We start from the raw sequence: 12,077 nt of genomic DNA, 5'->3' as shown, positions 1-12,077 counted from the left end.
ATTCGCTTGACGACAAATTGAGCACATGTTAACAGAATGTTTTGCCTTTATTTGGCCCGTCAGATAAGGAACATTCATGTTACGGTACAGTCTCTTAACCGCCGGGCTGATGCTCGGCGCCTCTGCCTTTGCCGCCCCGGCAGGGGATCTCCCTTTAATGCCCTGGCCTGCGAAGGTCGAACGCCCGACGACCCAGGGCGCGCTGGTGCTTAACGATAAAATCTCTGTCAGCGTCAGCGGCGACGATCTGGGCGACGCCGTCAACCGCCTGCGTCAGCGCATCGCCCTGCAAACCGGCTGGACGTTGCAGCCTCAGGCTGAAAAGCCAGACAAACCGACTATCCGCATTGCCATCGCGAAAAAGGTGAAGCCGCAGCCGCTGCCGGACAGCGATGAAACCTATAAGCTCACGGTGGATGCTAACGGCGTGACTATCTCCGCCAACACCCGCTTTGGTGCCTTGCGCGCCATGGAAACCCTGCTCCAGCTGATGCAGAACGGAGCGGAAAACACCTCGCTGCCGTGGGTTGCCATTGAAGATTCGCCGCGCTTCCCGTGGCGCGGGCTGCTGCTGGACTCGGCGCGTCACTTTATCCCGCTTCCGGATATTAAACGCCAGATCGACGGTATGGCCGCGGCGAAGCTCAACGTGCTGCACTGGCATTTGACCGACGACCAGGGCTGGCGCTTCAGCTCGAAGCGCTACCCTAAGCTGACGCAGCTTGCCAGCGACGGGCTGTTCTACACGCCTGAACAGATGCGCGAGGTGGTGCGTTACGCCGCCGAGCGCGGCATTCGTGTGGTGCCGGAGATCGACATGCCGGGCCACGCCTCGGCGATTGCCGTGGCCTATCCGGAGCTGATGAGCGCGCCGGGACCGTACGCAATGGAACGCCACTGGGGCGTGCTGAAGCCGGTGCTGGATCCGACAAAAGACGCAACCTATACCTTTGCCGACGCGATGGTCAGCGAACTGGCGGCGATCTTCCCCGATCCGTATCTGCATATCGGCGGCGACGAGGTGGACGACAGCCAGTGGAAAGCGAATCCGGCTATCCAGCAGTTTATGCGCGACAACAGGCTGGCGGACAGCCACGCGCTGCAGGCTTACTTCAACCGCAAGCTGGAAACGATCCTCGAGAAGCATCACCGCCAGATGGTCGGCTGGGATGAGATCTACCATCCTGACCTGCCGAAAAGCATTCTGATCCAGTCCTGGCAGGGGCAGGACGCGCTGGGGCAGGTGGCGCAGAGCGGTTACAAGGGCATTCTGTCGACCGGCTTTTATCTCGACCAGCCCCAGTCCACCGCCTATCACTACCGCAACGAGATCGTCCCGCAGGGCTTAAACGGCGTGGACGTGATAGCGGACACCGACAGCGCCCAGAGCTGGGCCTTCTCCATGCCGCGCCTGAAGGGCAAGCCGGTGGAGGGGAGCTTCACGCTAGTGAAGGGGGATGCGGGCTGGCGCGGGTTTATTGATTTTGCCGGGAAATCCCGCCGCGCGGTGCAGAACATTGAATGGCGGGATGACAGCCTGGTGACGTTTACCGTCGATACGTGGATGGGCGAAACGCGCCCGGTCGTCACCGTCGATAACGACAAGCTTTCCGGCTATTTCCTGGTGGGGAATACGCGCTACCCAATCAGCGGCACGCGTCTGGACGACGTGCCGAAAGGCGTTCCGCCGGTCGTGCCGGACGTGGCGAACCAGGGCAACCTGCTCGGCGGTGAAGCGGCGCTGTGGGCGGAAAACGTGGTGGCGCCGGTGCTGGATATCCGCCTGTGGCCGCGCACGTTTGCGGTGGCGGAGCGGCTGTGGTCGGCGCAGGACGTCAACGATGTCGACAACATGTACACCCGCCTGCAGGCGATGGACAGCTGGTCGACGGTGTCGGTCGGGCTACAGCAGCATACCCAGCAGCAGGTGCAGTTCACGCGCCTCGCCGGTAATGCCGACACCCTGCCGCTGCAGATCCTCGCGCAGGCGGTAGAGCCTGCGCAGTATTACACCCGTCAGCACCTGAAGTTCCAGGCCGGAAACTATCATCAGTTCGAGCCCCTCAACCGCTTCGCCGATGCGCTAAACGCCGAAAGCGCCACCGTGCGCCAGATGCACAAATGGGCGGACCGTCTGGTGAGCGATGCGGAGGACACGGAAAGCGCCGACGCCCTGCGCCACGTCTTTAACCGCTGGCAGAGCAACACCAGCGACGCGCTGGCCTTAAGCGAAAACAGCTATCAGCTGAAGGCGATGAAGCCGGTGATCCAGGAGGTGGATAAGCTGGCCTCAATTGGCCTGCGGCTGACGGATCTGGTGGCGCGCCAGGGCACGCTGGATGACAAAGAGATTGCGTCGATTCAGAGCGAGCTGGATAACGCGGCAAAGGTGCAGGATGAAGTGGTGATTGCGGCGGTCTATCCGCTGGAGACGCTGCTTCGCGCCACGCGGAATCAGTAGCGGGCCATAAAAAAAGGCAGCCCAGGCTGCCTTATCATCGACAAAGCGAATTAGCGACGTACGGCAATCGCTTCGATTTCAATTTTCACGTCTTTTGGCAGACGCGCCACTTCCACGCAGGAGCGCGCCGGGAAGGTGGCGTTGTGCTCGGTGAAGAACGCTTCGTAGGTGGCGTTAACGGTCGCGAAGTCGTTCAGATCTTTCACGAAAACGGTGGTTTTGACGATGTCGCCCACTTTCAGGCCCGCTGATTCAACGATAGCCTGCACGTTTTCCAGCGACTGACGAGCCTGTGCTGCCACGTCGGTCGGCACTTCACCGGTTTTTGGGTTTACGGGGATCTGACCTGAAGTGATGATCATGCTGCCCAGATCAACGCCCTGAACGTAAGGGCCGATAGCGGCTGGTGCATTTTCCGTCGCGAGTACTTTGCTCATGTTTTCTCCAGAATTACAGCGTTAAGAATGTTCCCGGCCATTATAACAGCCGGGATTTCATTACCAACCTCAATTAGTTGGCCAGCACCACATAATGAGAAAACTCTTTTTCGCAGTATTTGCATTTGAGCGCGATGTCATCGGCGCGTTTTTTCACTGCAAAGCTCGAGGAAACCGGCTCGGCATGGCTGATGCAGTTGCTGTTCGGGCAGACCAGCACGCTTTCAATGCGATCCGGCAGGCTCGGGCGGGATTTGCCGACCACTTCATACTCGTCGATGCGGTTGACGGTGGCATCCGGCGCGTACAGCGACAGCTGGTTAACCTGCTCGTCGGTCAGGAAGGTATTCTCGATTTTGATCAGATCCTTGCGGCCCATTTCACCTGACGGCAGGTTCAGGCCGATGGTGATGCGCTGGTCGGTTTCGGTCAGTTTGAACAGCGTCAGCAGCTTAAAGCCCACCTGCGCAGGGATGTGGTCAATCACGGTGCCACGCTTGATGGCTTCAACCTGGAGTTTGTTATCGTGTGTCATGGTCGTTTCCCCTTACAGTGCCAATTCGCGATTCAGAACCAGTGCCAGTAACGCCTGGCGGGCGAAGATGCCGTTTCCGGCCTGCTGGAAGTACCAGGCGTGCGGCGTTTTATCCACGTCTGTGGTGATCTCATCGATGCGCGGCAGCGGGTGCAGCACCTTCATGTTGTCGCGCGCGCCCTCGAGGTCGCTGGCACGCAGCACGAACTGCGCCTTCACGTTGGCGTATTCGGACGGATCCAGACGCTCTTTCTGCACGCGGGTCATGTACAGAATATCCACGTGGCTCATCACCTCTTCGATGCTGGCGTGCAGGCTCCACGCAATGCCTTTCTCGTCCAGCATGTCGAGAATGTACTGCGGCATCGCCAGCGCGTCCGGGGCGATGAAGTAGAAGCGGTTGCCGTTAAATTTCGCCAGCGCCTGGGTCAGGGAGTGGACGGTGCGACCGTACTTCAGGTCGCCGACCATGGCGATATTCAGGTTCTCGAGCTTGCCCTGGGTCTCCTGAATGGTGAACAGATCCAGCAGGGTCTGGGTCGGGTGCTGGTTGGCACCGTCACCGGCGTTCAGTACCGGAATGCCGCCGGAAAACTCGGTCGCCAGGCGCGCCGCGCCCTCCTGCGGATGACGCATCACAATCGCGTCGACGTAGGTGCTAATCACTGAAATGGTATCCGCCAGGGTCTCGCCTTTTTTACCCAGCGACGTGTTGCTGCTGTCCGAGAAGCCCACCACGCTCGCCCCCAGGCGGTGCATGGAGGTCTCAAAGGAGAGGCGGGTGCGGGTCGAGGCTTCAAAGAAGCAGCTCGCAATCACCTTGTGCTTCAGCAGCTCCGGTTGCGGATTGGCCTTCAGTTTTGCCGCGGTTTCCAGAACCAGTTCCAGCTCTTCGCGGCTGAGGTCGTTTATGGAAATGATGTGTTTTTGATAAAGCGGATTCATGTTTATCTCCTGACGCCGGGCAAAAAAAAGCCCCTCAAATGAGGGGCTCTGGGAATAGGTTTAGCAACGGGAAGAAAAACGGCAGGCCAGCGTCTGATTTCAGACGCGGTAAGACGTTATGTCGTACACGCTTGACCATGCTTCCTCCCGGCAAATTGTCGGGCATTATACGCAGCTCGCTTTTCGGATCAAGCGATTTAATGCACGCTTTACTCAATGCAAACGGTTCTTTATGAATATTAATTCGTTCTGAGTAAATAATTAATTTGCTTATGCACCAGCGCGGTGCGCTTCACGACCCGGGGAGCGACCCAGACGATACTGCTGCCAGCCACCACACCTAAAATTTCCGGCAGCTGGTGATAATCCAGAATACGCGCCACCGCGCGGCCATATCCGGCGACGGTATGCACAAGGATAAACTCGCTATTATGCTCGACGCTGACCACCATTTCTGACACGGTACGCGCGGCGTCGGGGGCAGGGCGCAGCTGGGGATTCAGCGAATAAATCTTTAGCCCTTTGGCATTTCGAATTTTTATGACACCGAGCAATTTAAGCAGACGTGAAACGGTGGACTGGCTGATGGTCTCAAAACCACGCTCCTGCAAATCCCGGCGGATCTCCTCCTGGGAGAGATAGCTCTTTTCTGCTATCAGACGCTGGCAGACCGTCAGCTGTAGTTGTTCTTTGGGAGAGTACTCTTCGTAATCCATCATAGTTCCCATATCAGTTCCCGAAATAACCGGTGGCACCGCACCGATCCGTAGGCCGGATAAGCGCAGCGCCATCCGGCAAATCACAACAAGGCACCCAGGCTCAACGCCACCATGATCACTACCGTTAATATTCCCAGCAGCGGCGCTACCCATTTCAGATAGCGCACGTAGGGCACGCGGGCGATCGCCAGCCCGCCCATTACGACGGCTGAGGTGGGAGTGACCAGGTTAACGATGCCGGAGGCCGACTGGTAAGCCGTAACCACCAGGTCGCGGTTGACGTTAGCGAAATCGGCAAGGGGCGCCATGATCGGCATCGTCAGAACGGCCAGGCCGGACGAAGAAGGCACAAGAAACGACAGCACCACTTCCAGCCAGTACATCACGTTGATGAACGCCACCGTCGATAACCCGGTAACCATCCCCTCGGCGCTGTGCAAAATGGTGTGGGTAATCATGCCCTTATCCATGATCACTACGATACCGCGCGCGATGCCGATAATCAGCGCGACGCCCAGCAAATCTCGCGCGCCGTTGATAAACGTCGAGGTCAGCTCCTCTTCGCTCATGCGGGCGATCAGGCCGACGATAATCGCGCTGGCGAGAAACACCGCCGAAATCTCCGCCATCCACCAGCCCAGCACCGCCACGCCGTAGATCATCACCGCGAAGGCGAGGGCGAAAATCACCAGGATGATTTTGCGCACCGGAGTGAACTCCAGCGACTGTTCGCCCTTGTTGCCGAGGAAATGGGCGCGGTTCTCTTCCTGCTTGTCTGCGACGATAGAGAGGGACGGATCCTTGCGCACCTTGCGGGCGTAGCGCATGACCCACGCTACGCAGATGATCCAGCCGATGATCAGCAGCGCCACGCGCAGGGCGATGCCGTTGGTGAAGGGGATCCCGGCGGCGTTGGCGGCGATGACCGTGGCAAACGGGTTGATGGTGGAACCCAGCGTGCCGATCCCCGCCCCGAGCAGCACGGTGGAGGCGGCGACAACCGGATCGAACCGGGCGGCCAGCATCACCGGCACCAGCAGGGTGTAGAACGGCAGCGACTCTTCGGCCATGCCGTAAATGGTGCCGCCCGCGGCAAACAGCGCCATCAGGATCGGGATCATCCACTCCTCGCGTCCGCGCAGCCGGGTGGTGACGCGCTCGATCCCGGCGTCAATCGCCCCGGTTTTGGTGACGATCCCGAGGAATCCCCCGATGATCAGAATAAACAGCGCCACGTCGATCGCCCCGGCCTGGCCGGAGACCGGATCGTACAGCCCGGCGATGGGCGCCATCAGGACGGAAACCAGCCCCTGCGGATGCGCCGCCACGTGCGCGTAGGTTCCGGCAATCGGCACTTCTTTACCGAGGGTCTCGTTCATCGCCATCTGGTACTGACCGGCGGGAACGACCCAGCTCAGCGCCGCTACAACGGCAATCAGGAAAAAGAGAATGGTGTAAGCGGAGGGAAACTTAAACTTGCCCATGATGTGCTCCTTAAACCCGGCGCACCCCGCGGCGCGCCGGGCGGTGATTAGTCGCCGAGTGTCGCCACCATGACCGCTTTAATGGTGTGCATGCGGTTCTCTGCTTCGTCGAAGACGATCGAGTTCGGTGATTCGAAGACCTCTTCCGTCACCTCCAGCCCCTTCAGGCCGTACGCCATCTCGATCTCGCGGCCCACTTTGGTATGTTCGTTGTGGAACGCCGGCAGGCAGTGCATGAATTTGACGTTCGGGTTGCCGGTGGCCTTCATCACCTGGGCGTTAATCTGATATGGCTTCATCAGGCTGACGCGCTCGGCCCAGGCTTCCTTCGGCTCGCCCATGGAGACCCACACGTCGGTGTAGAGGAAATCGGTCCCCCGCACGCCTTCTTCCACGTCGTCGGTGAGGGTGATGCGCGCGCCCGTCTCTTTGGCGATGGCGCGGCACTGCTCAACCAGCCCGGCTTCCGGCCAGAAGGATTTCGGCGCGACGAGGCGGATATCCATCCCCATCTTGGCCGCGCCCACCATCAGGGAGTTGCCCATGTTGTTGCGCGCGTCGCCGAGATAGGCAAAGCTCAGCTCCGGCAGGGTTTTGCCCGGCGCATGCTCCAGCATGGTCATCAGGTCGGCGAGGATTTGCGTTGGGTGAAACTCGTCGGTCAGACCGTTCCACACCGGTACGCCCGCGTACTCGCCCAGCTCTTCGACGATGGCCTGACCATAGCCGCGGTATTCGATGCCGTCGTACATGCGGCCCAGCACGCGGGCGGTGTCTTTCATCGACTCTTTATGGCCGATCTGCGATCCGCTTGGGCCGAGATAGGTGACCTGCGCGCCCTGGTCGAACGCGCCGACTTCGAAGGCGCAGCGGGTGCGGGTGGAAGTTTTTTCAAAGATCAGGGCGATGTTTTTCCCGACCAGGGTTTGCTTCTCGCGCCCGGCTTTTTTAGCGGCCTTCAGCTCAATGGCGAGGTCGATCAGGTACTGGATCTCGGCCGGGGTGTAGTCCAACAGTTTCAGGAAGTTGCGGTTTTTCAGGTTGATGGTCATGGGTAAATCCTTTTTAAAATGAGTGTTCAGTTACGAATCAACGTGCCTTTCTCGCCCGCGAGGATCTCCGCGCCGTCGGCCAGCGCGCCGATCCCGGCAATGCCGTTGCAGGCTTCAACAAACTCGCGGCAGGCGGCCACTTTCGGCCCCATCGATCCGGCGTCGAACTGCATGCCTCTGAGCAGCTCCGGCGTCACCTGTGCCAGCGGACGCTGGGTCGGCTTGCCCCAGTCGAGGTACACCGCGTCGGCGTCGGTCAGGATCAGCAGGGCATCGGCTTCGATCTGCCTCGCCAGCAGGGCGGCGGAGAGGTCTTTGTCGATCACCGCCTCGATCCCGCGATAGCCGTTGGCGTGTTCCACCACCGGCACGCCGCCGCCACCGTTGCAGATCACCAGATGGTCGCGCTGGATCAGCGCCGTGATGGCGTCGTTCTCGACGATGCGCTTCGGCTGCGGCGACGGCACCACGCGGCGGAAGTAGCTGCCGTCGGCCTTAAACACCCAGCCTTTCTCCGCGGCCAGCGTTTTTGCCTGGGCTTCGCTGTAGACCGGGCCGATGTACTTGGTCGGGTTGCTGAAGGCCGGGTCGGCGGCGTCCACTTCCACCTGCGTGAGCAGAACGCTCACCTCCCGCTGCGGCAGGCTGTTTTTCAGCGCCTGCTGGAGCATGTAGCCGATCATTCCCTGGCTTTCGGCGCCGAGAACGTCCAGTGGGTAGGGCGTGACTTTGTCGTAGGCGCTGTTTTGCAGCGCCAGCAGCCCGACCTGCGGCCCGTTGCCGTGCACCAGCACCACGCGCCACTGCGCCGTCAGCCCGGCGATGGTGCGGGCGGCCTGCTCGATGTTCTGGCGCTGGATCTCCGCTTCCAGCGGCTCGCCGCGCTTGAGCAGCGCGTTGCCGCCCAGGGCCACAACCAGAGTGGGTTTTCGTTCCATGATGGCTCCTTTAAATTCCGTCGCGTTCAAGCGGGCAGCTCATGCAGCGCGCGCCGCCGCGGCCGCGTCCGAGTTCGTCGCCCGGGATGGGCAGCACGGTGATACCCGCTTTGTCGTACTTCTCGTTGGTCCAGACGTTGCGCTCGTAGCCGATCACCACGCCGGGGCGGATGGTCAGCACGTTATTGGCGTCGTTCCACTGTTCGCGTTCGGCCTCAAAGGCGTCGCCGCCGGTGGTGATCAGGCGTACCTGGTTAATGCCGAGCGCTTTCTCGATGGCGTGCAGCAGGTCGGTTTCCTGCGTGCGCAGCAGGCCGCCGCGTCCGTCCGGGGTGAGCGTCCAGCACTGGGCGTCCTTGCGCACCACTTCCGGGTAGACGGAGAAGGTATCCACGTCGATGTGGGTCATGACGGTGTCGAGGTGCATGCAGGAGCGGTGTTTTGGCAGCTCAACGGCGATCACGCGCTCGGCCTGGCGGTGTTTGAACAGGCTGTTGGCGAGGAATTCCACGCCCTGCGGCGTCGTGCGTTCGGACATGCCGATCAATACCGCGCCGCGGCCAATCACTAATACGTCACCGCCTTCCAGGGTGGCATGGTCGTAATTAATATTCTCGTCGCCGAAATACTTAATAAAATCGCCGTCGGCGAACGCCGGGTGCCAGCGATATATTGCCCGCAGGTTATTGGTTTCACGCTGACGGGCCGGTTTGGCCATTGGGTTAATAGAGACGCCGTTATAGATCCAGCAGGAGGTATCGCGGGTAAATAAATGGTTCGGCAGCGGCTTCATAATAAAATCATTCGCCGTGTGGGTATCCACCACCATATTTTTAATGGCCGCCGGAATTTCACCGTAGGTTAATCCGCCGCTTAATCTGCGCGCCAGTTCACGGTGCGGCATATCCGCCAGCCAGCCGCGCACGTCGCCGGCAAAGGTGGGGCCGAGGCGATAGTCAGAGATTTGCGTCTCCAGCAGCCAGGCTTTCGCCTCAGCAATATCAAGGGTTTGTGTCAGAAGGTCGGTCAACAGCAGGACTTCCACACCCTGCTCGCGCAGCGTGTTTGCGAAGATGTCATGCTCCTCACCCGCCCGCTCAACCGAGAGCACGTCATCGAAAAGCAGCTCCTGACAGTTTGATGGCGTGAGACGCTTCAGACTTAAATTAGGGCGGTGCAGCATAACGCTACGCAATTGACCAATTTCAGAACCGACGTAATGCTTTTCCATAATTATTCCTTTAACTGTTTTTCAGAATAAAAAGGGCATGCGCCATGTAACGTATTTAATTTCATGGCGGCTAAGCTCAATTGATTTCGTAATTCATACTAGGCAGTTAAATAATCCGTATTGTGATATTGCTCACGCGAAAATGGATATTAGGCGGTTTGTTTTCATTTGCATGATTCGCATCAGATAATGATTGATTTCATATTAGTGAGGGATGAATAGCTAAGCAGGATCCGGTGGCATTATTTGGGTTTGTTATTATTTTGTAGATTTTAATCTTTTGACATATATTGTTATGTGACTGATTTTAAACGATAAGAGTCATGGGTGAGAATGGCTATGCAATTAACGTAATTAACTATTTTTGACTTAAGAAAAATCAATAAATAATTATGGTTTTTTAGAGCAAATTATCAAAACAGTAAAGTGTGAGGCGGCAACAGGTTTTGTTAATTAGAGAGCATGATCAAGAGGTTAGAGCAGCCGTGCGATAAGCGCCGATCGAGGTTATGCATAACCCCTGCATAAATGCCCGGGCAGGATTAACAGTGAATTAACACCTTTCCCGATAAACATGCGCTCGCGCAAACCTCGTCCAAAAAGGGCTGGTATGGCAGCCGGGATTCTCGTATAAAAGATAAAAATGAAACATTGTTTTATATTGAGGGTTGAAACATGATTATCGGCAACATCCACCATCTGCAGTCCTGGCTGCCTGACGATCTGCGCCAGGCGATTGAGCACGTTAAAGCCCACGTCACCGACGCGACGCCGCTCGGGAAACACAACGTCAACGGCAACAGCCTGTTTTATCTGGTCTCTGAAGACATGACCCAGCCCTTCTCCGAGCGCCGCGCGGAGTTTCATGCGCGCTATCTGGATATTCAGATCGTGATGAAGGGCCAGGAGGGGATGACCTTCAGCACCCTGCCGCCCGGCACGCCCGACACCGACTGGCTGGCGGAGAAAGACATTGCCTTCCTGCCGGAAGGCGGGCAGGAGAAAACCGTGGTGCTGAGCGAAGGGGATTTCGTGGTGTTCTGGCCGGGTGAGGTGCATAAGCCGCTGTGCGCGGTGGGAGCGCCTGCTAAGGTCAGGAAAGTTGTTGTTAAAATTCAGGTAGAGTAACCCCTCACCCTAACCCTCTCCCCACAGGGGAGAGGGGACTGCTCCGAGCCGTCTTTTCCCCCTCGCCCCTTTGGGGAGAGGGCCGGGGTGAGGGGCAATATGTGATCCAGCTTAAATTTCCCGCACTCCCTCTTCATCTCTCATTTACCTGCGCTTTTCCTGCGTCATAGTATGATCGTTAAATTAATGAACGCTGTTCTATAATGTAGAACAAAATGATTCAGCAAGGAGATCTTATGCCGCAGTCCGCGTTGTTTACGGGAATTATTCCCCCTGTCTCCACCATCTTTACCGCCGACGGCCAGCTCGATAAGCAGGGCACCGCCGCGCTGATCGACGATCTGATCAAAGCAGGCGTTGACGGCCTGTTCTTCCTGGGCAGCGGCGGCGAGTTCTCCCAGCTCGGCGCCGAAGAGCGTAAAACCATTGCCCAGTTTGCGATCGATCATGTCGATCGTCGCGTGCCGGTCCTGATCGGCACCGGCGGCACCAACGCCCGGGAAACCATTGCGCTCAGCCAGCACGCGCAGCAGGCGGGGGCGGACGGCATCGTGGTGATCAACCCCTACTACTGGAAAGTGTCGGAAGCGAACCTGATCCGCTATTTCGAGCAGGTGGCCGACAGCGTCACGCTGCCGGTGATGCTCTATAACTTCCCGGCGCTGACCGGGCAGGATCTGACCCCGGCGCTGGTGAAAACCCTGGCCGACTCGCGCAGCAACATCGTCGGCATCAAAGACACCATCGACTCCGTCGCCCACCTGCGTAGCATGATCCATACCGTCAAAGCCGCTCACCCGCACTTCACCGTGCTCTGCGGTTACGACGATCATCTGTTTAATACCCTGCTGCTCGGCGGCGACGGGGCGATTTCGGCGAGCGGCAACTTTGCTCCGCAGGTGTCGGTGAATCTTCTGAAAGCCTGGCGGGATAAAGACGTGGCGAAAGCGGCTGAGTATCATCAGACCCTGCTGCAAATCCCGCAGATGTATCAGCTGGATACGCCGTTTGTGAACGTGATTAAAGAGGCGATTGTGCTCTGCGGCCGCCCGATCTCCACGCACGTGCTGCCGCCCGCTTCACCACTGGACGCGCCGCGCAAGGCGCAGCTGAAAACCCTGCTGCAACAGCTCAAGCTCTGCTGAGC

Annotated in this window: 12 protein-coding genes and 1 pseudogene; 4 read left to right on the top strand and 9 right to left on the bottom strand. The window is 58.5% G+C overall.

Annotated elements, in window-relative coordinates; translation table 11 throughout:
- Window positions 1-76 precede the first annotated feature (76 nt).
- Window positions 77-2,461, top strand: coding sequence for a beta-N-acetylhexosaminidase (locus tag P349_RS12885; protein WP_032651470.1), 2,385 nt, complete (start codon window positions 77-79; stop codon window positions 2,459-2,461).
- 50 nt (window positions 2,462-2,511) lie between these two features.
- Here P349_RS12885 and ridA read toward each other — a convergent pair whose 3' ends face one another.
- The 4 genes from ridA to P349_RS25410 form a co-directional block, all read right to left on the bottom strand.
- The gene (gene ridA, locus P349_RS12890) at window positions 2,512-2,898 is read right to left on the bottom strand and encodes a 2-iminobutanoate/2-iminopropanoate deaminase (RefSeq protein WP_024907263.1); all 387 of its coding nucleotides are present in this window, start codon (window positions 2,896-2,898) and stop codon (window positions 2,512-2,514) included.
- A 73-nt stretch (window positions 2,899-2,971) separates the two neighbouring features.
- Window positions 2,972-3,433, bottom strand: a complete 462-nt coding sequence (gene pyrI / locus P349_RS12895; RefSeq protein WP_023310197.1) for an aspartate carbamoyltransferase regulatory subunit — start codon at window positions 3,431-3,433, stop codon at window positions 2,972-2,974.
- A gap of 12 nt (window positions 3,434-3,445) precedes the next feature.
- Complete coding sequence (pyrB, locus tag P349_RS12900) at window positions 3,446-4,378, bottom strand: aspartate carbamoyltransferase (RefSeq protein WP_032651472.1); 933 nt, start codon at window positions 4,376-4,378, stop codon at window positions 3,446-3,448.
- A gap of 34 nt (window positions 4,379-4,412) precedes the next feature.
- A complete protein-coding gene (locus tag P349_RS25410; protein ID WP_022646880.1) occupies window positions 4,413-4,517 on the bottom strand; it encodes a pyrBI operon leader peptide in 105 nt (34 codons plus the stop codon).
- Here P349_RS25410 and P349_RS26340 point away from each other — a divergent pair.
- A pseudogene (locus P349_RS26340) lies at window positions 4,497-4,614 on the top strand (hypothetical protein). The gene P349_RS25410 and the pseudogene P349_RS26340 overlap by 21 nt on opposite strands.
- A 3-nt stretch (window positions 4,615-4,617) precedes the next feature.
- On the opposite strand, the gene P349_RS12905 reads toward P349_RS26340, so the two are convergent.
- From P349_RS12905 to arcA, 5 genes are all read right to left on the bottom strand, one after another.
- Complete coding sequence (locus P349_RS12905) at window positions 4,618-5,097, bottom strand: arginine repressor (protein WP_024907261.1); 480 nt, start codon at window positions 5,095-5,097, stop codon at window positions 4,618-4,620.
- An 80-nt stretch (window positions 5,098-5,177) separates the two neighbouring features.
- Window positions 5,178-6,581 (bottom strand): YfcC family protein, encoded by a 1,404-nt coding sequence (locus tag P349_RS12910; protein WP_032651474.1) that lies wholly within the window; start codon window positions 6,579-6,581, stop codon window positions 5,178-5,180.
- A 47-nt stretch (window positions 6,582-6,628) separates the two neighbouring features.
- On the bottom strand, window positions 6,629-7,633 hold the full coding sequence (gene argF / locus P349_RS12915; protein ID WP_032651476.1) for an ornithine carbamoyltransferase: 1,005 nt from the start codon (window positions 7,631-7,633) through the stop codon (window positions 6,629-6,631).
- A 26-nt stretch (window positions 7,634-7,659) separates the two neighbouring features.
- Entirely contained in the window at window positions 7,660-8,571 is a 912-nt protein-coding gene (gene arcC, locus P349_RS12920) for a carbamate kinase (protein ID WP_032651478.1), read from the bottom strand.
- A gap of 10 nt (window positions 8,572-8,581) precedes the next feature.
- Window positions 8,582-9,802, bottom strand: coding sequence for an arginine deiminase (gene arcA, locus P349_RS12925; protein WP_008501384.1), 1,221 nt, complete (start codon window positions 9,800-9,802; stop codon window positions 8,582-8,584).
- A 675-nt stretch (window positions 9,803-10,477) separates the two neighbouring features.
- Between arcA and P349_RS12930 the strand changes: the two genes are divergently transcribed.
- Both P349_RS12930 and yagE read left to right on the top strand, forming a co-directional pair.
- Complete coding sequence (locus P349_RS12930; RefSeq protein WP_032651480.1) at window positions 10,478-10,930, top strand: YhcH/YjgK/YiaL family protein; 453 nt, start codon at window positions 10,478-10,480, stop codon at window positions 10,928-10,930.
- 236 nt (window positions 10,931-11,166) lie between these two features.
- Window positions 11,167-12,075: a 2-keto-3-deoxygluconate aldolase gene (gene yagE, locus P349_RS12935; protein WP_032651481.1), complete on the top strand. Its 909-nt coding sequence runs from the start codon at window positions 11,167-11,169 to the stop codon at window positions 12,073-12,075.
- The last annotated feature ends 2 nt before the right edge of the window (window positions 12,076-12,077 follow it).

The organism is Enterobacter sp. DC4 (assembly GCF_000568095.1).
GTDB classification, from domain to species: Bacteria; Pseudomonadota; Gammaproteobacteria; order Enterobacterales; family Enterobacteriaceae; genus Enterobacter; species Enterobacter pseudoroggenkampii.
This window is presented reverse-complemented; position numbering and strand designations above follow the sequence as displayed.